The organism is Sinorhizobium sp. NFACC03, from assembly GCF_900103435.1.
GTDB lineage: Bacteria > Pseudomonadota > Alphaproteobacteria > Rhizobiales > Rhizobiaceae > Ensifer.
The window spans coordinates 60633-80472 of the sequence record NZ_FMXF01000021.1 but is presented as its reverse complement, the minus strand read 5'-3'; the positions used below and the strand labels follow the sequence as shown (position 1 = coordinate 80472).

Sequence of the window (19840 nt, the reverse complement as noted above, 5' to 3'; positions counted from 1 at the left end):
CGATTTTTCTTTCGTACCTGTCGGCGCGCGGCGCCTTCGTTCGTCTTCATGACGTGCACCAACGGAGAGCCACCGCATGAAGCTCTACTTCAGCCGCAATCCCAATCCTCGCCTGGCGGTTGCCGTCGCGCGGTATCTGCAAGCCGAGGTCGTGTTTGAATTTGCCGAACCCATGGCGCCGGGGCAGACCGAACGCTTCCGGTCGCTCAATCCGAACCTGCTGCTGCCGATCCTGGAGCGCACCGGCCGGTCGCTCTGGGAGGCGGATGCGATCGCCTGTTATCTTTCCCGCCATACCGGTTCCAATTTCTGGCGGACGGATGACGACGAGCCGGAGATGATCCGCTGGATCAGCTGGGGGAAAGAGAACTTCGTCAAAGCCTGCGACATGGTGCATTGGGAGCGCGGCACCAAGCTGCGCTACGGCATCGGCCCCTGCGAGGAGCGGATGGTGGAGGAGGGGCTGACGGCTTTTCACAAGGCTGCCGGAATCCTCGAGGCGGAGCTCTCCGAGCGCGCCTGGCTGGTGGGCGAGACTGTCTCCTTCGCCGATTTCCGCATGGCGACATTCCTGCCCTTTAACGACGCGGCGCGGCTGCCGATCGGTGATTATCCGGCGCTCAAGCGCTGGTCGCGGCGGCTTGAAGAGATCGAGGCGTGGCGTGATCCTTTCCATGGTCTGGTCGCGCCTGAACTGCCGCCGCTGCCGGGGTGAAGGGATTTTGCCTTTGGTTCGGACGGCGCCGGCAGCGGCCCGCGTGGTGATGCCAGCGGTCGCCGCTGCCGAGCTTCATACCCTCGGCGCCTATTCGACAGGTGTCGCTTTGTGGACGACAACGCCCGCGACCAGTCCTGCGGTTTCTTCGCGCCATTGCTTGATCGAGGGGCCGTCGAGATGCAGGTCGAAAGCGGCTGCATCCTGATAGACCTCGTGGATGTGGATTTTCGCCTCGTCATCGTTCGACGTCATGATGTCGAAGCGGAGCGTTCCTTTCTCATCACGCAGGCAGCGAGCCCGATGGGCTTGCAACAGGGGGATGAGCTGTTCTCGATGGCCGGCAACGGCTTCGATTGTTCCAAGCACTACGAATTTTGACATGGTCATTTCCCTGGTCACTGGGGACGGCGCGACAAACCGGCGTGCCGTCCGTGTCTCTTCCTTTCAGAGCAGCGGGCCCGAGGCTCTCGCCGGCGCCTTTCGTCACGAAGCCGGCAGGGCCTCGAGCAGTTCGCCCGTTGTCAGGATCGCGTGCGCGAAAGTGGGGCCGTTCAGGTCGTGGGCGGCATGCATCATTTCATGCGTGAAGGCGGCCGTCGCATCGCGCACGAGGGTCACGTGATAGCCGAGCTCCATGCCGTAGCGGGCCGTGGATTCGATGCAGGTATTGGCGAGCAGGCCGACGATGATGAGAAGCGTGATGCCGCGTTGCCGCAACTGCTGGTCCAGGTCGGTATTGGCAAAGCCGCTCTGGCCCCAATGCTCCTTGGCCACCACGTCCCCCGGCTTCGGCGCAAAATCCGGATGCCATTCCCCGCCCCATTCGCCGCGGGCGAACGAGTGGCGGTGCATGATGGCCTGCTGGGTCGGACTGGGATACGCCCAGTCTTCGTAGTCGCCCGGTTCCCAGCGGCGATGCGGGGCGATGAAGACGCGAATTCCGGCGGTGCGGATTGCGGCATCGATCGACTTCAGGTTCTCGATCAGCCCGACGTCCTCGGCGATCGGCTTGATCCGGTCCCAGATCTTGCCGCCTTCCGAAAGGAAGTCGTTATAGGGGTCGACAAAGAGCAGGGCTGTCGTCTCTTTGCTGTAATTCGGCTTTGACATGGTCGTCTCCATTTTCATTGGTTCATAGAGACCTAGTTTCGAAGCGCCGCACGCTCGATGCTGGCAGCAAACAGCGGTGTCTCGCCCTTGTTGTGCGCAATCGACATCGGCTGTCGCTGCGCGCGGAACACGTCGAAGGGGATGCCTTGCCGGTCGAGCGAGGCCTTGAATTCCTCCGTCGCCCTGGAGCGAACGTGGTTGGTGAATTCGCACATGTGCTCGTCAATGCGCCTGACGCTCAGTTCCCAAAGCACATGGATCGTGGTCCGGCCCGAAGGCGGGAAGAGATCCGAGACCGACTCCAGCACCAGGTGATGCTTCTCGCTCAGCGTCTCCACATAGTGCTGCACCATCAGGGTGCCGCCAATCGTTTCGACGTTGATCGACATGCGTCTGCCGTCGGGCGCTGTGGTAACGCCGGCGGCAATATGGGCCGGGGAGCAAAGCCGGTATTCCTCCTCGGCAAGCGTAAAGCACCAGCTCGGTATGTCGACCTTCTCGAAGGGGGCGTTGATGATGGCGCTGAAGCTGGAATCGACGATCTCGAGATCGCCGGTCTCGTGGCTGTTCATGGCAGACTCCTTTTCGTGCTTGGCCTTTTCATGTCTGGCCTTTTCATGCTTGGCCTTTGAATGCCTGGCCGTATCGCGGGGGCCCTCATGGCCCGTTGCATTCCGTGCGACATCGCTTATATTAGATATGAAAATCATAGTGACAAGTGCCTATGAAAAAGAAAGTGACAAAGTGGAAAAGAATTCTGCCGAACGCACCTTGTGCCCGGTGGCGCGCTCCGAGGCCGTCGTGGGGGACCGCTGGACCATGCTGATCCTGCGCGAGCTGTTCATGCGCGGACATCGCTTCGAGGAGATCCAGGCGCAGACGGGGGGCACGCCCCAGATGATCACCGCGCGCCTGAAGGCGTTGGAAGCGGAAGGCATAGTGGAACGCCGCCAGTACAACCAGCGCCCGCCGCGCTTTGAGTATCACCTGACGGAAAAGGGAAACGCCTTCTACCCGGTCATCCTGGCGCTGCGCGCCTGGGGCGAAGCCTGGGTGAAGGCACCCGAAGAGGGGCGGGCGGTCAACTACACCCATCTGACCTGCGGCAAACCGGCAGGGCTGGGTCCGCTCTGCGACAGCTGCGGCGAGCCCTTGAAGCGGGCGGATCTCAGCGCCGAGCTCAATCCGGCCTATGCCCAGGAAAGGGAAGAGCGGTGGGAACGGTTCAAGGAGAGCCGGTAGTCCGCATTCCGCTGCCGGGCGGGCGGCACGCCTGAGACACCACTGCCAGGCCATTGCGGAATGCGATCATCTCTGCTCTCCTCTGGACGTGCCGGGTGACGGCGCCAGATCCCCGGGCGGTCGGACGCTTGCGGCTGCAATCGCCGGAAATGGCCGAGAAGCGGCCTGTCTCGCCGACTTTCCCGCCGTACCCATTCCCGCCCAATATCCGAAAGGTGTTTCGCTTTTTTTAGGAAGGCGAGATTTGCCATCCTTCAGCTACCTTTTGGTTGTCCCGCGGGAGACGGGGCAATCACAATGGTATGGAGGAGATACCCTTGGCAAGTATTGCAGAGGAAAGTGTACTACCGGAGAATCCCGAAGACGAACGGCTGAGCATCGGCGCCAACCTCGCCTATGGTCTGCAGCACGTTTTGACCATGTATGGCGGCATCGTTGCCGTCCCCTTGATCCTTGGCCAGGCGGCGGGCTTGAATTCCGCCGATGTCGGCCTGCTCGTCACCGCATCGCTCTTTGCCGGCGGTCTCGCAACCATCCTGCAGACGATCGGCCTGCCTTTCTTCGGCAGCCGCCTGCCGCTGGTGCAGGGCGTTTCGTTCTCGGGCGTCGCGACGATGATCGCGATTTCAGGCAATGGCGGCATTCCGGCCATTCTCGGCGCCGTCATCGCGGCCTCGCTGATCGGTCTTCTGATCACACCGATATTCTCGCGCGTCACGCGCTTCTTTCCGCCGCTCGTTACCGGCATCGTCATCACCACCATCGGCCTTACGCTGATGCCGGTGGCAGCGTTCTGGGCCATGGGCGGCAACAAGGCGGCGCCGGACTTTGGCAGCACCGCCAACATCCAGCTTGCGGCGGTGACGCTCGTCATCGTCTTGCTGCTCAGCAAGCTCGGCAGTGCTTCGATTTCCAGGCTTTCGATCCTGCTTTCGATCGTGATCGGCACGGGCATCGCCTACGTCGCCGGCATGACCGACTTTTCGCAGGTGGCAAACGGCCCGGTCTTCGCGCTGCCGAAGATTTTTCACTTCGGTTATCCGACCTTCGAACTGGCGGCGATCATCTCCATGCTGATCGTCATCATGGTGACGCTGGTCGAAACTTCGGCGGATATTCTCGCCGTCGGCGAGATCGTCGAGACCAAGGTGGATTCGCGCCGGCTCGGCGACGGCCTGCGCGCCGACATGCTGTCGAGCATCCTGGCACCTGTCGTCGGCTCCTTCACCCAGAGCGCTTTTGCCCAGAATGTCGGCCTCGTGGCGGTCACCGGCGTCAAGAGCCGCTATGTGGTGGCAACGGGCGGAATGTTCCTGGTGACGCTCGGCCTTTTGCCGATCATGGGGCGCGTCGTTGCTTCCGTCCCGACCTCCGTTCTCGGCGGCGCCGGCCTCGTGCTCTTCGGCACGGTCGCGGCTAGCGGCATCCGTACGCTGTCCAAGGTCGAGTACAACAACAACATGAACCTGGTGATCGTCGCCACCTCGATCGGCTTCGGCATGATCCCGATTGCGGCCCCCGGCTTCTACGAGCATTTCCCGGCCTGGGTCGCGACGATCTTCCATTCGGGCATCTCGTCGGCCGCCGTGATGGCGATCCTGCTCAACCTCTTGTTCAACCACTTCACGGCAGGCAATTCGGATCAGCAGTCGGTGTTCGTCGCGGCAACGGAGCGGACGATCCGCTATCAGGACATCGCCCGCCTGCATGACGGCGACTACTTCCTCAACGGCAAGCTCTACGATGCCAAGGGCGTGGAAGTGCCGCTGATTGCGGCGGAGGCACACTGAACCGCCCCGATCTTTGGAACACGCAATCCCGGGCGGAAGTCGCTTCAGACTTTTCCTGGGATTGTTTTGAAATCCGCCATTCCGGGCAGGAAGCCGTTTCCTGTTTTTCCTGGCGTTGCTCTCAAAACCCAACAAAAGGACACTGGGAATGACACAACAGACGGACAATTACGAACTCCTCGACGCGCTGCTTGGCACGATGGAGCGCGGCATCATTCCGGCAACGGAAGCCGGTGTTGCCGCCGGCAACAAGATCTTCGGCGCGGCACTCATGCGCAAGTCCGACCTTTCGACCGTGCTCGTCGAAACCAACAACGAAACGGAAAACCCGCTCTGGCACGGCGAAGTGCACACGCTGAAGCGCTTCTACGAGATCGAGGGCGCTGAGCGCCCGGACTCGCGCGATCTCATCTTCCTCTCCACGCATGAGCCCTGCTCGATGTGTCTGTCGGCGATCACCTGGGCAGGTTTCGACAATTTCTACTACTTCTTCAGCCACGAGGATTCCCGCGATAGTTTCTCCATCCCGCACGACCTGAAGATCCTGAAGGAGGTCTTCACGCTGGAGCCCGGCGGCTACAACCGCACCAATGCGTTTTGGAAGGGCCAGTCGATCCACGCGCTGATCGACGGCCTGCCCGAGCCGCAGCGCAAGGATTTGAAGGCTCGCGCAGACGCGATCCGCGCGAAGTACGACGAACTCTCCTCCACCTACCAGGACAGCAAGGACGGCAACGCCATCCCGCTGAACTGAGGCCTGAAAGACGGCCTGCGCATCGGACCATTTCATTGTCTCCTGCAGCGCCGCGCGTCCTATCAGACGCGCGGCGCTGTAGCGCTTTGAAGTGCTGCATGTTTGTTTCCTTCAATCGGCTACGATCGAAGGAAACATGCAGTTGATTCAATGAAATGGTCTATTTGTTTGAAAGATTGCGCATTCCTGCCGGCACGAGCAGGTGATAGTTTCACCGAAATACGGTCGCGTTTCGGGGGAGTTGCGTGAACTGGTCCAGGCCTCTCAGAGTGCATCTCAGCGTTCTGGTCGTCGCCTTGCTCATCTGCACGGCGACGCCGATCATCTGGATGGCGTTCAGCCAGGGCCGGGAGGCGGCGGTTCTCGCCGGCGCCAGGCACATGCGCGAGATGAGCTTTCGGCTGATCGAAGGCTATCGAAATGCGCTGGAAGGGGGCCATGAGGCCGTCGCACTGGCATCCACGGTGCCGCAGCTCATTCCCACACCGCCTCTGGTCCTGGAGGCAAAACAGCAGTTCTTCCTGGAGGTGCTTCGAAGCGTGTCCAACGCGACAAGCATCTATGCCGGCTATCCCGATGGTTCGTACCTGCAGCTGATCAACACCGAAAGGGACTATGTTCGCCAGAGCCTTTCGGCGCCGGCGGAGGCGAACTTCGCCATCCGGGCGATCACGCCCGGGCAAGGTATGCAGGCTCAGTCGACCCTTCAGTTTCTCGACCGCGAGACAAGGCCGATCGGAGAGCCGAGGTCCGAGCCGACATCCTTCGATCCGCGGCAGCGCCCGTGGTATCAATCCGCCGTTTCAAGCGGTGCGCCGGTTTCCGTCGGGCCATTCGTCGCGGGAACGCTCCGGGTTCCGACGCTCGCTTTGGCCGCGCCGATGAAGGAGGATCACCGGGTCGTCGTTGGCGTCAACATTCACCTTCAGACCGTCAGCCGGCTGCTCGATCCGCGGGAGATCTCGCCACGCGCCCGGTCCTTCATCATCGGCGACGGCGACACGATCGTCGCCCATTCCGACCCGGCGATCATGGGCAGGATCTTGGGAACCTGGTCGGGCGGTCGCAGCGTCGATTCAGGCAGCCTTGACCCGGGCGTGGAAGCCGTGGCGCGACTGCGCAAGGATCCGCGCTATGCCAATGGCGGCCTTGCCGAGATCGATCTTGAGGACGAGAGCTATCTGGCGCAGGTCGCCCCGGTCAGCGTTGACGGCCTGTTCAAGGGGAGTTCGGTCGCTATCGTCGTGCCGCTTGACGATCTCGTTGCGCAGGCCAACCGGTTGCTGGTGCGCAACCTGTTGATTGCCGCCGGCCTTCTGGTGGCCGGCGTGTTCGGATCGCTGATGCTGTCGCGGGTGATCAGCCAGAAGCTTTACCGGCTCGCCGACGAGGCGCGCCGGATCGGCGATCTGAATTTCACCGGCAAAGGCGTGGCGCATTCGTGGATCACAGAGATCAACACGCTCGGGGGCGCGCTTGCTGCCAGCCGCCGTGCCATCCTGCAGTTTGCGCTCTACGTGCCGCGCGAGGTGGTGCGGCGGATCATCGACCCTCAGGGCGGGGCGGTGGTCAAGGGCAGGCGGCAGGAGGTGACGGCACTCTTCACCGACATTCGCGACTTCACCACCATTTCCGAGCAGCATTCGCCGGAGGATGTGGTCGACATTCTCTCGGCCTATTTCGAGCTTCTGAACGGCATCGCCGAAGAGCATGGCGGGACCGTGGTGCAATATCTCGGCGATTCCATCTTCGTCGTGTGGAATGCGCCCGTCGAAGATATCAGGCACGCCGAACACGGCTGTCGTTGCGCGCTGGCGATGAAGGCGGCGGTCGAGGGCCTGAATGCTGCCAACCGCCAGGCGGGCCGGCCCGAATTGTTCACGCGCTTCGGTTTGCACACCGGTCCGGCCGTCGTCGGCAGCATCGGGGCGGCTTCGCGCCAGCAATACACGGCCATGGGCGACACCATCAACGTCGCCTCCAGGCTCGAAGGCTTGAACAAGGAGTTCAATACGTCGATCCTGGTGAGCGTCGCCGTGCACGACGCTGTCGCCCGCAGCTTTGTTTTCCGCGAAATCGGGCTGGTGCAGGTCAAGGGACGTGCTGCGAAGATCGACCTTTGGGAACTGGTGGGGGAGCGGGGCGGGTAGGGCCTGCGGATCGCGCCGCTTGGCTCAACGATCGGCAAGCAGGCCCGAGGCCAGGGACTGGAAGGCATCGATCGCTTTCGGCAGCACGTCCTTCGGATCGTCGCTGGCGGCGACCCAGAGGGCGGCATTGAGCGCGGCACCACTCAGGAGCCTTGCGGCTGCCTCGGCATCGACCGGTTTCAGCACGCCTTTCTCCAGCAGTTGCTCCACCGAGCGCTGCGTCGCCACCAGGCAGCTGTTCTGGCTCGGCCATTTCGAGGGATCGCCGAGAACGGCGGGGCCGTCGAGCAGCACGATGCGCTGGACCTCCGGGTCGAGCGCCATCTCGATATAGGCGGCACCTTCGGCAAGCATGGACTGCCAGGCGTCGTCGTTTGCGCCGCCGATCTCCTTGGCGCGCGCGGCCATCTCGCCGTCGATCTCATTGACGACGGCGGCGAGCAGCCCGCGCTTGTCGCCGAAATTGTGGTAGAGCGCGCCGCGCGTCAGGCCGACATCGGCGGTGAGCTCGTCCATGGAAGCGGCGGCGTAACCCTTTTCGGCGAAGGCCTTTCGGCCCGCCGCTATCAGCTTCACGCGGTTTTCTTCCATCGTTTCCCGGCGGCTTCTGACCATCCCATCCTCATTTTCGTATACGCCGCGTATATGAAATTGACATGCGCGGCGTATCGGGCTAGTTCATATACGTGGCGTATATCAAATGAGGTGGGTTTTGTGAAGCTCTGCCTGATCGGGCAGCGCTCGCCCGTTTCGGCGCCCTGGATTCAGGAAAAGGACCAGACAGATGACACGCGATGCAATCTTTCCCGCAAACAGGCATGCGCTTTACGAGGCCCACGGCTATTCGGCCGCGATCCGCTCTCAGGATCTACTGTTCGTTTCCGGCCAGGTCGGCAGCCGCGAGGACGGATCGCCCGAGCCGGATTTCGCCCGCCAGGTCGAGCGCGCATTCGGCAATCTCGAGGCAACGCTGAAGGCGGCCGGCTGCACCTTTGACGACATCGTCGATGTCACCACCTTCCACACCGACCCGGAAAACCAGTTCGAGACGATCATGGCGGTCAAGAACCTGATCTTCCCGGAAAAGCCCTATCCGAATTGGACCGCCATCGGCGTCAACTGGCTTGCCGGCTTTGATTTCGAGATCAAGGTGATTGCGCGGATTCCGGAGAGTGCTGGAGTTGGGCGCGAGCGGGCGGCCTGACACCGCCGGTAGACCGCTGACAAAGCCGAAATGCTTTTTGGCGAGGGTTGTCCCATTCTCCCTCATCCTCGCCCCTGTGGCGGGGATCCAGCGGCCCGACGTCGGTCGGGTCAAAAGAACCTTTCAGCCCAAGGACTTGGGCTGGTCCGCAGTTCCATTGGAACTGCTAGAGATTCCTGTGACGAGCACAGGAATGACGGAGATTTTGGCCGACGCACCGGCTTCTCCCGCAAGCTTACAATGATCAAACATAGTTTTGTCAGCAGTCTGTCGGGTGGCTTAGTGCCGCCCGGAACAGTAACGCCGGATAATGCCCACGCCTAATGCAGATGCACCAGCTTGTCCGGGTTGCGCACCACATAGATCGCCACCACCTTGCCGTCCTCGATGTCCAGCGCGGTCGACTGCAGTTCGCCGTCGGCTTCCCTCGTTACGAAGCCGGGGAGACCGTTGATGAAGCCGGTGCGCACCAGGGTTGAGCCGTGTTTGGCAAAGAGGGCGGCCAGTTGCTGGTGCACCTTCATGACGGCATCGAAGCCGAGGATTGGCCGCATCGCCGCCGGGCGTTTGCCGCCGCCGTCGGAATGGACGCTGACATCGGCCGCCAGCATCGCGCCGAGCGTCTTCATGTCGCCGTTTCTGGAGGCCGCGAAGAAGGCATTGGCCAGTTCGAGCCCACGCTGTTGTTCGATCTGGAAGCGCGGTCGTTCCTCGCGCACATGGGTACGGGCACGGGCCGCGAGCTGGCGGCAGGCGGCGGCATCGCGGTCGATCGTCGTTGCGACTTCGTCGAAACTCAGGCCGAAGACGTCGTGCAACAGGAAGGCGGCGCGCTCCAGCGGGGAGAGCCGTTCAAGCGCAAGCATCAGGGGCAGGGTGACGTCATCCTCCGGCTCCTCCTCGACCACGGGGTCGGGCAGCCAGGGGCCGACATAGGTTTCGCGCTTGAGCCGCGCGGATTTCAATTGGTCGAGGCAGAGCCTGGTCACGGTACGGCGCAGGAAGGCTTCGGGTTCGCGCACAGCCGCACGGTCGGCCCCCATCCAGCGGATGAAGGCCTCCTGAACCATGTCCTCGGCATCGGCGACCGAGCCGAGCATGCGGTAGGCGACGCGGATCAGCTTCGGACGCAGCGGGTCGAAAACCGCCGCTGCGTCCTCTTGGGGGGTGCCCGTCATCAGGCGGCCTTCTCGGCTGCGGCCTTTGCCTCTGCCGGATCGACCCAGAGGCCAAAGCCGACGGCCAGGCGGTTCCAGCCATTGATGACGTTGATCATCAGCGTGAGCTTCACCTGTTCCTCCTCGGTGAAATGGTCCTTCAGCGCTTCGTAGGCCTGTTCATGGGTGTGGCCTTCCGAAAGCCGCGTCAGCGCTTCGGTCCAGCCTAGCGCGGCGCGCTCGCGATCGGAATAGCACGGCGCCTCGCGCCAGGCCGAAAGCAGGTAGATGCGCTGCTCGGTCTCGCCCTTGGCGCGCGCTTCCTGGGTGTGCATGTTGATGCAGTTGGCGCAGCCGTTGATCTGCGAGGCGCGGATCTTGACGAGTTCGATGATGGTCGGGTCCAGGCTCGCGGCAACGGCCATCGAAACGCTGGTCCAGCTTTTCATCAGCTGGGGGGCGGCGGCGAAAAGGTCGATCTTGGCAGTCATGGTTCCGTTTCCTTTCGTTGGTTCCGATACCATGACGAGACAGGATTGGCCGGTGTGACATGGGGGCCAATTTTTTTACGGAATCTTCTGCGGCAGGCTCGTCGGCAGCTTGGTTGATGCAACATTTGAAGGCGCATCTGGCGGCATCCTTCCCCGTCCGATCACGCCCTTTCCACCCGCGATCCACGCGGTCGGCAGCGCCTATTCGGCGGAAGGTTGGCTGCGGCGTTCCAATATGGACTGAAACAGATCGGCCTGGCGCTCGGTGGCGAGGCGAATTTTCTTGAGCTGTCCGAGCAACGAGCCGAAGGCCGCAAGCGCGACGCCTGCGCCGATGCTAGGCGATGCCGACTGCAGGGCAAGGAGAATGCCCATCCAGCCGAAAGACGGCACGGTTGCTTGCAGCGCGAACGCCAGTGATACGACGATGACCACTGCTCCGGCAATTTTCAGAAAAGCGTCTATGGTAGTTCCTCCGCTCGCATTCCGTGCAAGCTTTACCGGTCTGCACGTATTGTCAAGGGAGCGTGCGTTCTCCCGGTGAGGGAGCGAGACAGGGCGGCCGTTCCGGCCTGTCACACCCCTGTAAAAAGGCGGCTCTATCCCTCGGCGCCAGTTTCAACACGAGGGTATTCTCATGAAATCGTTCGTTTCCGTCCTTGCCGGCGCGCTTACCGCAGCCCTGCTTTCGACCGCCGCTTACGCCGAAAATCTGGTGCTCTATACCAGCCAGCCGAACGAGGATGCGCAGGCGACCGTCGATGCCTTTCAGGCGGCCAATCCCGGTATCGAGGTGGAATGGGTGCGCGAGGGCACGACGAAGATCATGGCCAAGCTGATGGCCGAGATCGAAGCCGGCAATCCGGTCGCCGACGTGCTTCTCATTGCCGACACCGTGACGATGCAGCGGCTGAAGGAAGCCGGGCATCTCGCCGACTACAAGTCGCCTGAGGCCGCCAACTACGACGCCGCGCTCTATGACGCCGATGGCGCCTACTATTCGACCAAGATGATCACGACCGGCATCGTCTACAACACCTCGGCCGCGATGAAGCCTGCCGGCTGGCAGGATCTCGCCAAGACCGAAGCCAAGGGCCTCGTGACCATGCCGAGCCCGCTGACCTCGGGCGCGGCGCTGATCCATGCGCAGACGCTGACTAACATCGATGGTCTCGGCTGGGACTATTACAAGGCGCTCGCGGCAAATGGTGCCACGGCCGCTGGCGGCAACGGCGGCGTGCTGAAGGCGGTTGCGACCGGCGAGAAGGCCTATGGCATGCTCGTCGATTTCATGGCGATCCGCGAAAAGGCCAAGGGCGCGCCGGTGGAGTTCGTCTTCCCGGCCGAGGGCGTTTCGGCTGTCACCGAACCAGTCGGCATCCTGAAGACTGCCAAGAACGTCGACGTCGCCAAGAAGTTCGTCGACTTCCTGCTGTCCGAGGAGGGCCAGAAGACGGCGGTGAAGATGGGCTACATCCCGGCCCGCAACGGCGTGGCGCTGCCCGAGGGCTATCCGGCCCGCGAGACGATCAAGGTGTTGCCCGTCAACGCCGCCGACACGGTGAAGAACTCCGACGCCGACCTCAAGACTTTCTCCGGCATCTTCGGCACGAACTGATATCGGGAATGCTTGAACGCAATGACCTGCGCAGCCGGCCCCGCTGGCTGCGCTTTCCCTTTCAAAGCCGGACGCAGGACGTGCCGCAGGCGAGGGTGGGTGCCAGACCCGCCGCCGAGCCGCGCTGGCTGGTGCCCTTCGTTTTCGCCTGCCTGTTTCTGCTGTGCCTGCTGCCGCTCATCAGCCTGGCGAGGGCGGGTTTCGCAGGTCTCATCTCCGGGCAGTCGATCGGCGTGCTTACGGAGCCCGCGACCTTTGCGGCGATCCGCAAGACGCTGATAACGGCGACGGGCGGCATGATCGTCTCGGTCGTTATCGGCGCGCTCTTCGCCTTCGCCGTGGCGCTGACGGATGTGCGCGGCAAGCTGACCTTGAGCTTCGCCTTCATGCTGCCGATGATGATCCCGCCGCAGGTGACCGCACTTGCCTGGGTGGAAATGACCGGGCCGGCGAGCCCGCTTCTGAAGACGCTGGGGATCGCGCCGCCGCTCGGCAGCCCGCAGCCGCTCTATTCGCTCGCGGGCATTTCGCTGCTGCTCGGCGTACAGCACGCACCACTGGTCTTCTTGGCGCTGAAAGCCGGGCTTTCAGCTTCCCCGCGGGATGGAGTGGAGGCGGCACGGCTTGCCGGTGCCACGCCGTTCCGCGTTTTCCGCGATATCGTCGCGCCGCTGTCGCTGCCGGGGCTGATTGCCGGGGCGGCGATCGCCTTCGTTTCGGGTGTGGGCAATTTCGGCATTCCGGCGATCCTTGGCATTCCCGCAGGAATCGAGGTGCTGCCGACCTTGATCTACACGAGGCTGGCAAGCTTCGGTGCCGGCACCTTCGGCGAGATCGCGCTGCTTTCGAGCCTCATCGCCGTGATCGCCGCGGCCGGGCTGATCCTGCAGCAGCGGGCGCTCTCAGGGAAGGACTACCGCATCATCGGCCTCTCCGGCGCCAATGCCGCTTTCGCGCTCGGGCGTTATCGCCTGGTCGTGGAGATGGCGCTGGTCGCGATCCTGTTCTTCGTGCTGGTGGCGCCGCTGGCTGCGCTTGTCGCAAGCTCGATGGTGCCGGCCTATGGCGTGCCGCTCAACCTTCAGACCGTGTCATTGCGCGCTTACGAAGAAATCCTCTTTCGCCAGTCGATGACGCTGAAGGCGCTTGGCAATTCGACGTTCCTTGCGACCACCGCAGCACTTGGCCTGCTCGCGGTCTCCGTACCCGCGGCCTACCTGATGACCCGGCGCAAGGGCTTGCTTGCCAATACGCTCGGCATCCTTATCGAGATCCCCTATGCGCTGCCCGGCATCGTGCTGGCTGTCGCCTTCATTCTCACCTTTGCGGCTCCGTTGCCTCTCCTCAGCGTCTCGCTCTACGGCACCATCTGGATCATCCTGATCGCCTATTTCTCCTCGTTCCTGGCCGTCAGCCTGAAACCCGTCATGAGCGCCTTTCTGCAGATGGATCCGTCGCTCGAGGAGGCCGCGCGTCTCTCGGGTGCCGGCTTCCTCAGGCGCATGCGTGACGTGATCCTGCCGCTGGTGGCGCCCGCCGCCGGGGCTGCGATCATCCTCGTCTTCCTCATCGCTGCCAACGAACTGACGGTCTCCGCACTGCTCTGGTCGGCCGGCACCCAGACGCTCGGTGTCGCCATCTTCAATCTCGACGACAGCGGTTCGTCCGATCTTGCCGCAGCGCTCTCGGTGCTTGTCGTGGTGATGGTCGTGCTGTTGATGGCGGCGCTCGAGGCGCTTGCGAAATATCTTCCCGAGGGCGTGCTGCCGTGGCGCAACTGATCCTCAATCACCTCACGAAACATTTCGGCGGCGGGCGGCCGGCGGTATCGGATGTTTCGCTGACCGTGCGGGAAGGCGGCTTCCTGGCGCTGCTCGGTCCCTCGGGCTGCGGCAAGACCACGGTGCTGCGCATGATCGCCGGCTTCGAGCAACCAACCGACGGCTCGATCGATTTCGGCGAAAGGCGGCTTTCCGACGCATCGCGGGCGCTGCCGCCGGAACGGCGCAACATGGCGATGGTGTTTCAGTGCTATGCGCTGTGGCCGCATATGACGGTGGCCGAGAATGTCGGCTATCCGCTGAAGGTGCGCGGCATTTCCGGTGAAGCCTGGCGACGAAACGTCGGCGAGGCGCTGGCGCTGGTGAAGCTCACCGATTATGCTGATCGCCGGCCCGCGGCCCTTTCCGGCGGCCAGCGCCAGCGCGTGGCGCTTGCCCGCTGCCTGGTGACCTCGCCGGATGTGGTGCTGCTCGACGAGCCGCTCGCCAATCTCGACCAGCATCTGCGCAAGTCGATGGAGGAGACCTTCCGCATCTTCCACGAGCGCTCGGGCGCGACGATGATCTACGTGACCCACGACCAGGCCGAGGCGATGGCGCTCGCGACCGATGTCGCCGTCATGTCCGAGGGGCGGCTGATGCAGATGGCGCCGCCGGCGGAGATTTACGCGAGGCCTGAGGGTGCCGTCGTCGGCGGTCTGATTGGCCGCGGCTCGGTGCTCAGGCTGCCGCTGTCCGAGGGCGCACCGAGGGCACTGGAGTGGCCGGCGCTGCGCGAGGCATTCAGCGGTGTGGGCAAGGCAGGCGCCGGCGATCGGGCGGTTTGCGACGTGCCAATTCGCGACGTGCTTATGCGGCCGGAGCATGTGCGCCGTGACGGCGAGGGGGTGGCGCTTCGGGTCATCTCCTGCGTATTCGAGGGTGAGCGTTTTGCACTGACCTTGGCGCTGCCCGACGGGCAGATGCTGAAAGCCTATGGCGACAGCGCGCTGATGCCGGGGGAAACGGCACGTTTCGTGATGAGCCAGGGCTGGCGGCTCTGAGACGCGAAGGTTGCGTCTTCTTGGAGACGCTATCTCCCAATGCTATATCCTAGGCATGGCTAAGAGTGGCGGAAAAACCACCGGAAAAGTTGCCGTCGGCGGAGACGCCACGACGGGGCGAGTGCCTGTCAAGGAGAAGTCGGGTCAGAAGCGCGAGATGCAGATCCCGCGACGTGGTGAAGTGCTTTCGCACGGTGCGGCCGCGTCACACCCCAGCCCGCAGACCGTCGTGGTCAAGCATGACCACGTTGTCGAAGCCGCCAGCGCTGATGAGACCTACCATATCTCTATGAAGGCGGCGGAAGACGTGTTCGCGCGCTTTGATTGGACACTCTCCGAACTTGCCACATGAAGCCAATATCCTTCGATGCCTTGGTGCGGGCCACGACCTGACCATCAAGCGGCATGGAGACACAATTCGGGGCGCGATTGCTCGCCCGGTTAATATCGCACTCTACGAACAGGGCGCTACAGCCGGGAGGCTGGCGTCTGTGGTGTGGGTTGGAGTAGCCAAGGCCCACGGATTTACCGATGGCAATAAACGCGCCGCTCTTTTCGCGCTTGCGATGCAGTTACTGATCCTGGGCTATCGGCTCGATGCCAGCCAGAAGGACACGCGCGACGTCATTTGGTCCGTCGCCGATGGCCAGATGGGAGAGGCGGAGCTTGCCGATTGGGTGGATGCCCACCTCTTGCCTGCCGGCGACTGATCATCGAACAACGTACTCTCCGCAGGCGAATCATTGCCGATTGCCCGCTTTTTAGAGTGCTGTTCAATCACAATCCGGCTTGTCGAGCTGAACCTCGAATTGGCGCGGGCCGACCAGTCCGGGTTTCGACGGCAGGCCGATGATCCTTGCGATGACGGTGCATTTTCCGGCGACGACCGCATAGCGGTCGCGGCCCTGGCTGATGATCTTGTCGATCGGATATCTGGGAACCGCGGCGGCAACTGCGTCGATGACGGCGGTGAGTTCGCGGGCACGCTGATAGTTCGGCGCAAGGGCTGCCGCCGCCTGACTGGCGGCAAGAAGGAGGGCGAGGCAGCAGACGGTCGATCGGGCGAACATGGCAAGGCTCCTGTTTGGGAGAGGCAAGCATGATGGCTGAGCAAGTTCAAGGATATCCGCTTGATCGGCACGCCGAGGGAAGCGATCCGTTGACAGTTGCTACAGCGCCGCGCGTCTTATCAGACGCGCAAAGGTCGCTGTAGCACTTTGAATTGCTGCATGTTTTTTGTCCTTTAATCGGGTACGATTAAAGGAAACATGCAGTAGCCTGAAGCCGATCCTCGGCCCGACTTCGTCTCCAGCCTCCCGAACGGTGTGATGACATCCGAAACCTCGGCACAGGAAACGCCGCTTGCCGGCGGCAATGTCAACGCGGGCGTCGTGCGTGTGGGCGATACGGTGCGTCGCGCAACCGCGTCGCAGAGCGCAAGCGTCCACCGGCTGCTCCTTCATCTGGAGGCAAGGGGCTTTCAGGCGTCGCCGCGCTTCCTGGGCCTCGATGATCGTGGGCGCGAGGTCCTGAGCTTCCTTGATGGCGAGGCCGGCGGGTCTTCGGAGATCTGGCTTTCCGAGCGTGCCTTGACCGCCGCTGCCGCGCTGCTCAGGACCTATCATGACGCGACTGCCGATTTCGAATTCACGGCGGCCGATCGCTGGGCCTTCCGGTATCCGGATCAAAGCCGCTCTGAGGTCGTCTGCCACAATGATCTTGCGCCGTACAATCTCATTTTCCGCGGCGGCGAACCGGCGGGGATCATCGACTTCGATCTCGCCGGGCCTGGGCCGCGGCTGCGCGATCTTGCCTATCTCGCCTATTGGATGGTGCCGCTTTCCTTCCATACCGAGGAATTGAAGGCGGCGGCGCTGGCGGATCTCGACGACGGCAGCCGGCGGCTGAAGCGCCTGTGTGCGGTCCATGGTCGTGCCTGCGACGACGCGCTGCTCACAATGGTGGTCGAGGTGCTTCGACATATGGGCGACGAGGCGGCAATGCTGGCGATGATCGGCGCGGCCGCGACCGAGCGCCTGAAGCGGGACGGGCATCTCGATCACTGGCAGCGGGAACGGGAAGCCTTCGAGCGCCATAGGGCGTTGCTGTCGCTGAACATTGCGTAGCGGCCTTTGACGCACCGAGGACAGGCCGATGGCTCAGTGAAAAGATTTGCTGTCCTTTGAAATAAACCATTGAGTTAAATGAAACCGGTTGCTATATACAACCAGTATCCCGCGTAGATGCGTTGGGGAAACGAGGCGGGTGGCCTCATCGACAGGAGGATAAGATGAAGCTTTATCAGGGCATGGGGCCGAATTCGTATCGCGTACGCATCTTCATGGCGGAGAAGGAGATTTCGGTGCCGATGGTGGATGTCGATTTCGCCAAGGGCGAAAACCGGGCGCCGGAGTTCCTGGCGGTCAATTCGCTCGGGCAGATCCCAGTGCTGGAGCTCGACGACGGAACCATCATCACCGAGAGCGTTGCGATCTGCCGCTATCTCGAGGAGACGAATCCCGAGCACCCGCTCTTCGGCCGCGATGCCGTCAGCCGCGCCAAGGTGGAGATGTGGAACCGGCGCGCCGAACTGGTGATCCTCGGCACCGTCGGCAATGTGGCGCTGCATTCGGACGCCTTCTTCGCCGAACGGCTGACGCAGTTTCCGGCTTTTGCCGAGACCGAGCGGGAGGCGGTGCCGAAGAAATGGGGCTGGCTCGACGACGAACTTTCGGATGGCCGGCCGTTCCTCGCCGGCGAGGAATTCTCGATTGCCGACATCACTGCAGGTGTGACGGCCTGGCTCTGCGATGTCTTCGGCATGGAGATCCCGGCGTCGGCCCGTCATGTTCAAAGCTGGCTGGAGCGGGTGCGCTCGCGGCCGAGTTTTGAGGCTTAGGGCTCAACAAAGGGCAGGGCGGTTGCCTGTACTGCGGATCTGCCCCTCATCCGGCCTGCCGGCCACCTTCTCCCCGCCAGGCGGGGAGAAGGAAATACGCCGCGCCCTCTCGTTCCAAATCAACCTTCGCAGGCGCTGCTTCTTCGGCAAAAGATGGCAAGTCGCGACGCAGCAGTGATCCTCGTCCCCTCTCCCCGCGTGCGGGGAGAGGGCTAGGGTGAGGGGCAATTTTGGTACGCAGCATCGGCGTAACCCATTGATCCGAACGTCAATTTTACACGCGTTGCCGAATGCGGTCGAGCTTGGAATTGCCACCGAAAGGACCCGCTAAAATTCATATGTGGATAGGCGTTCTGTCCTTTTTCCTTGCCTTCTCCATGGCTTTTTTCAATTCCTAAAATAACAGCTGCCCGATTCGCCCGCCGTCGGCGCCTGCAGGGCGTCGGCTCTAGGAGACAAGCCATGAACGATTTCAAGAAGCCCACGATCACCGAAATGCGCCCGAAGATCACCGTCATCGGGGTCGGCGGCGGTGGCGGCAACGCCATCAACAACATGATCAACGAAGGGCTGCAGGGCGTGGAATTCGTGGTGGCGAATACGGACGCGCAGGCGCTCGCCATGTCGAAGTCGTCGCGCATCATCCAGCTCGGCGCTGCCGTGACCGAGGGCCTCGGCGCCGGCTCGCTGCCGGATGTCGGCCGGGCGGCGGCGGAAGAATCGATCGACGAGATCATGGATCACCTCGGCGGCACGCATATGTGCTTCGTCACCGCCGGCATGGGCGGCGGCACGGGCACGGGGGCGGCACCGGTGATTGCGGCTGCGGCGCGCAAGGCCGGTATCCTCACGGTCGGCGTCGTCACCAAGCCCTTCAGCTTCGAGGGAAAGCGCCGCATGGAGACGGCGGAGCAGGGTATCGAGCGGCTGCGCGAGGCTGCTGACACCGTGATCGTCATCCCCAACCAGAACCTCTTCCGCATCGCTGACGCCAAGACCACCTTTGCCGATGCCTTCGTGATCGCCGACCGGGTGCTTTATTCCGGCGTTGGCTGCATCACCGACCTGATCGTCAAGGAAGGTCTGATCAACCTCGACTTCGCCGACGTAAAGTCGGTCATGAAGGGCATGGGCCGGGCGATGATGGGCACCGGCGAGGCAACCGGCGAGGGCCGGGCGCTGAAGGCTGCCGAAGCGGCGATCGCCAACCCGCTGCTCGACGAAGTGTCGATGCGCGGCGCCAGGGGGGTGCTGATCTCGATCTCCGGCGGCATGGACATGACGCTGTTCGAAGTGGACGAAGCCGCGACCCGCATCCGCGAAGAGGTCTATGACGAGGCCGATATCGTCGTCGGCTCGATCTTCGACCGCACGCTCGACGGCACCTTCCGCGTCTCCGTCGTCGCGACCGGCCTCGATTCCGCGCGTTCGGCCAACAATGCCGCCGGCGCTGCCGCTGGCCAGCCCGCACCGGCCCCGACCCGCACGCTGCAGTAGGGCTCACACGCCCCAAGCGGGCGCTGCTTCAAGACAACAGGACGCCATGCGCTCATCCGGGCGCATGGCGTTTCCTGTATGAGCCCCTCATCCGCCTGCCGGCACCTTCTCCCCGCAGGCGGGGAGAAGGGACGTTGCGGCATGCTCACCGTTTCCTCTGCTCGCTTACAGCCGCAGGATACCTTGAGGGAGCACAGCCGGCTTCTTGTTTCCGTATGCCAGAGGTGGCGGAAAGGAGACGTGGGAGCTGCGCGCGATTCCCTCTCCCCGCAGGCGGGGAGAGGGTCAGGGTGAGGGGCGGGGCCAACCGGAAAGGCTTCGTCACGGCTTTATGAAAATCCATGTCGCGCGCCCATGAGAGCCGCAAACCCGCCCGCGACGGGTGA

22 protein-coding genes are annotated in these 19840 nt (G+C 62.9%); 14 read left to right on the top strand and 8 right to left on the bottom strand.

Annotation, left to right across the window (positions count from 1 at the left end; translation table 11 throughout):
- The first annotated feature begins 76 nt into the window (after nucleotides 1-76).
- Nucleotides 77-715: a glutathione S-transferase family protein gene (locus BLU35_RS23725; protein WP_093234728.1), complete on the top strand. Its 639-nt coding sequence runs from the start codon at nucleotides 77-79 to the stop codon at nucleotides 713-715.
- Between the two features lie 90 nt (nucleotides 716-805).
- Here the strand turns inward: BLU35_RS23725 and BLU35_RS23720 are convergent, their stop codons facing one another.
- The 3 genes from BLU35_RS23720 to BLU35_RS23710 form a co-directional block, all read right to left on the bottom strand.
- Nucleotides 806-1099, bottom strand: a complete 294-nt coding sequence (locus BLU35_RS23720; protein ID WP_057253878.1) for a putative quinol monooxygenase — start codon at nucleotides 1097-1099, stop codon at nucleotides 806-808.
- Nucleotides 1100-1201: 102 nt separating this feature from the next.
- Nucleotides 1202-1828 (bottom strand): cysteine hydrolase family protein, encoded by a 627-nt coding sequence (locus BLU35_RS23715; protein ID WP_093234727.1) that lies wholly within the window; start codon nucleotides 1826-1828, stop codon nucleotides 1202-1204.
- A 32-nt stretch (nucleotides 1829-1860) separates the two neighbouring features.
- A complete protein-coding gene (locus tag BLU35_RS23710) occupies nucleotides 1861-2400 on the bottom strand; it encodes a hypothetical protein (RefSeq protein ID WP_093234726.1) in 540 nt (179 codons plus the stop codon).
- A gap of 172 nt (nucleotides 2401-2572) precedes the next feature.
- On the opposite strand from BLU35_RS23710, the gene BLU35_RS23705 reads away from it, so the two are divergent.
- The 4 genes from BLU35_RS23705 (at nucleotide 2573) to BLU35_RS23690 (ending at nucleotide 7764) form a co-directional block, all read left to right on the top strand.
- Complete coding sequence (locus BLU35_RS23705; protein ID WP_286161597.1) at nucleotides 2573-3070, top strand: winged helix-turn-helix transcriptional regulator; 498 nt, start codon at nucleotides 2573-2575, stop codon at nucleotides 3068-3070.
- Between the two features lie 317 nt (nucleotides 3071-3387).
- Nucleotides 3388-4860, top strand: a complete 1473-nt coding sequence (locus BLU35_RS23700; RefSeq protein ID WP_093234724.1) for a nucleobase:cation symporter-2 family protein — start codon at nucleotides 3388-3390, stop codon at nucleotides 4858-4860.
- Between the two features lie 148 nt (nucleotides 4861-5008).
- Entirely contained in the window at nucleotides 5009-5614 is a 606-nt protein-coding gene (locus BLU35_RS23695; RefSeq protein WP_093234723.1) for a deaminase, read from the top strand.
- A 245-nt stretch (nucleotides 5615-5859) separates the two neighbouring features.
- Nucleotides 5860-7764, top strand: coding sequence for an adenylate/guanylate cyclase domain-containing protein (locus tag BLU35_RS23690; protein ID WP_093234722.1), 1905 nt, complete (start codon nucleotides 5860-5862; stop codon nucleotides 7762-7764).
- Nucleotides 7765-7788: 24 nt separating this feature from the next.
- On the opposite strand, the gene BLU35_RS23685 is transcribed toward BLU35_RS23690, so the two are convergent.
- A complete protein-coding gene (locus BLU35_RS23685) occupies nucleotides 7789-8379 on the bottom strand; it encodes a TetR/AcrR family transcriptional regulator (RefSeq protein ID WP_093234721.1) in 591 nt (196 codons plus the stop codon).
- A 169-nt stretch (nucleotides 8380-8548) separates the two neighbouring features.
- Between BLU35_RS23685 and BLU35_RS23680 the strand changes: the two genes are divergently transcribed.
- A complete protein-coding gene (locus tag BLU35_RS23680) occupies nucleotides 8549-8968 on the top strand; it encodes a RidA family protein (RefSeq protein WP_093234720.1) in 420 nt (139 codons plus the stop codon).
- A 320-nt stretch (nucleotides 8969-9288) separates the two neighbouring features.
- On the opposite strand, the gene BLU35_RS23670 is transcribed toward BLU35_RS23680, so the two are convergent.
- The 3 genes from BLU35_RS23670 to BLU35_RS23660 form a co-directional block, all read right to left on the bottom strand.
- The gene (locus tag BLU35_RS23670; protein WP_093234718.1) at nucleotides 9289-10146 is read right to left on the bottom strand and encodes a sigma-70 family RNA polymerase sigma factor; all 858 of its coding nucleotides are present in this window, start codon (nucleotides 10144-10146) and stop codon (nucleotides 9289-9291) included.
- Nucleotides 10146-10616 carry a carboxymuconolactone decarboxylase family protein gene (locus tag BLU35_RS23665; protein ID WP_093234717.1) on the bottom strand — a complete coding sequence of 157 codons (471 nt, stop codon included), beginning with the start codon at nucleotides 10614-10616 and terminating at the stop codon, nucleotides 10146-10148. Before BLU35_RS23665 ends, BLU35_RS23670 begins: the two co-directional genes overlap by 1 nt.
- Before the next feature lie 201 nt (nucleotides 10617-10817).
- Complete coding sequence (locus BLU35_RS23660) at nucleotides 10818-11051, bottom strand: hypothetical protein (protein ID WP_093234716.1); 234 nt, start codon at nucleotides 11049-11051, stop codon at nucleotides 10818-10820.
- A 202-nt stretch (nucleotides 11052-11253) separates the two neighbouring features.
- Here BLU35_RS23660 and BLU35_RS23655 point away from each other — a divergent pair, with 202 nt between their 5' ends.
- From BLU35_RS23655 to BLU35_RS23635, 5 genes are all read left to right on the top strand, one after another.
- Complete coding sequence (locus tag BLU35_RS23655; RefSeq protein WP_093234715.1) at nucleotides 11254-12234, top strand: ABC transporter substrate-binding protein; 981 nt, start codon at nucleotides 11254-11256, stop codon at nucleotides 12232-12234.
- 8 nt (nucleotides 12235-12242) lie between these two features.
- Nucleotides 12243-14015, top strand: a complete 1773-nt coding sequence (locus tag BLU35_RS23650) for an ABC transporter permease (RefSeq protein ID WP_093234714.1) — start codon at nucleotides 12243-12245, stop codon at nucleotides 14013-14015.
- On the top strand, nucleotides 14003-15058 hold the full coding sequence (locus tag BLU35_RS23645; protein WP_093234713.1) for an ABC transporter ATP-binding protein: 1056 nt from the start codon (nucleotides 14003-14005) through the stop codon (nucleotides 15056-15058). The genes BLU35_RS23650 and BLU35_RS23645 overlap by 13 nt, the downstream gene beginning before the upstream one ends.
- 121 nt (nucleotides 15059-15179) lie before the next feature.
- Nucleotides 15180-15410 (top strand): hypothetical protein, encoded by a 231-nt coding sequence (locus BLU35_RS23640; protein ID WP_093234712.1) that lies wholly within the window; start codon nucleotides 15180-15182, stop codon nucleotides 15408-15410.
- Nucleotides 15400-15768, top strand: a complete 369-nt coding sequence (locus tag BLU35_RS23635; RefSeq protein ID WP_176907394.1) for a type II toxin-antitoxin system death-on-curing family toxin — start codon at nucleotides 15400-15402, stop codon at nucleotides 15766-15768. Before BLU35_RS23640 ends, BLU35_RS23635 begins: the two co-directional genes overlap by 11 nt.
- Before the next feature lie 63 nt (nucleotides 15769-15831).
- Here the strand turns inward: BLU35_RS23635 and BLU35_RS23630 are convergent, their stop codons facing one another.
- Nucleotides 15832-16128, bottom strand: a complete 297-nt coding sequence (locus BLU35_RS23630; RefSeq protein ID WP_093234710.1) for a hypothetical protein — start codon at nucleotides 16126-16128, stop codon at nucleotides 15832-15834.
- Nucleotides 16129-16386: 258 nt separating this feature from the next.
- Here BLU35_RS23630 and BLU35_RS23625 point away from each other — a divergent pair, with 258 nt between their 5' ends.
- From BLU35_RS23625 to ftsZ, 3 genes are all read left to right on the top strand, one after another.
- Nucleotides 16387-17184 (top strand): phosphotransferase, encoded by a 798-nt coding sequence (locus BLU35_RS23625; protein ID WP_093234709.1) that lies wholly within the window; start codon nucleotides 16387-16389, stop codon nucleotides 17182-17184.
- A gap of 164 nt (nucleotides 17185-17348) precedes the next feature.
- The gene (locus BLU35_RS23620) at nucleotides 17349-17957 is read left to right on the top strand and encodes a glutathione S-transferase family protein (RefSeq protein ID WP_093234708.1); all 609 of its coding nucleotides are present in this window, start codon (nucleotides 17349-17351) and stop codon (nucleotides 17955-17957) included.
- Nucleotides 17958-18419: 462 nt separating this feature from the next.
- Nucleotides 18420-19454 carry a cell division protein FtsZ gene (gene ftsZ / locus BLU35_RS23615; protein ID WP_093234707.1) on the top strand — a complete coding sequence of 345 codons (1035 nt, stop codon included), beginning with the start codon at nucleotides 18420-18422 and terminating at the stop codon, nucleotides 19452-19454.
- Nucleotides 19455-19840: the final 386 nt, after the last annotated feature.

Excerpts from the sequence above, each read along its gene's own strand:
- BLU35_RS23625 (WP_093234709.1), top strand. The coding sequence starts at position 16,387 with ATGACATCCGAAACCTCGGCACAGGAAACGCCGCTTGCCGGCGGCAAT.
- BLU35_RS23630 (WP_093234710.1), bottom strand. The coding sequence starts at position 16,128 with ATGTTCGCCCGATCGACCGTCTGCTGCCTCGCCCTCCTTCTTGCCGCC.
- ftsZ (WP_093234707.1), top strand. The coding sequence starts at position 18,420 with ATGAACGATTTCAAGAAGCCCACGATCACCGAAATGCGCCCGAAGATC.
- BLU35_RS23650 (WP_093234714.1), top strand. The coding sequence starts at position 12,243 with ATGCTTGAACGCAATGACCTGCGCAGCCGGCCCCGCTGGCTGCGCTTT.
- BLU35_RS23685 (WP_093234721.1), bottom strand. The coding sequence starts at position 8,379 with ATGGTCAGAAGCCGCCGGGAAACGATGGAAGAAAACCGCGTGAAGCTG.
- BLU35_RS23670 (WP_093234718.1), bottom strand. The coding sequence starts at position 10,146 with ATGACGGGCACCCCCCAAGAGGACGCAGCGGCGGTTTTCGACCCGCTG.
- BLU35_RS23680 (WP_093234720.1), top strand. The coding sequence starts at position 8,549 with ATGACACGCGATGCAATCTTTCCCGCAAACAGGCATGCGCTTTACGAG.
- BLU35_RS23665 (WP_093234717.1), bottom strand. The coding sequence starts at position 10,616 with ATGACTGCCAAGATCGACCTTTTCGCCGCCGCCCCCCAGCTGATGAAA.
- BLU35_RS23725 (WP_093234728.1), top strand. The coding sequence starts at position 77 with ATGAAGCTCTACTTCAGCCGCAATCCCAATCCTCGCCTGGCGGTTGCC.
- BLU35_RS23655 (WP_093234715.1), top strand. The coding sequence starts at position 11,254 with ATGAAATCGTTCGTTTCCGTCCTTGCCGGCGCGCTTACCGCAGCCCTG.
- BLU35_RS23720 (WP_057253878.1), bottom strand. The coding sequence starts at position 1,099 with ATGTCAAAATTCGTAGTGCTTGGAACAATCGAAGCCGTTGCCGGCCAT.
- BLU35_RS23710 (WP_093234726.1), bottom strand. The coding sequence starts at position 2,400 with ATGAACAGCCACGAGACCGGCGATCTCGAGATCGTCGATTCCAGCTTC.
- BLU35_RS23620 (WP_093234708.1), top strand. The coding sequence starts at position 17,349 with ATGAAGCTTTATCAGGGCATGGGGCCGAATTCGTATCGCGTACGCATC.
- BLU35_RS23695 (WP_093234723.1), top strand. The coding sequence starts at position 5,009 with ATGACACAACAGACGGACAATTACGAACTCCTCGACGCGCTGCTTGGC.
- BLU35_RS23715 (WP_093234727.1), bottom strand. The coding sequence starts at position 1,828 with ATGTCAAAGCCGAATTACAGCAAAGAGACGACAGCCCTGCTCTTTGTC.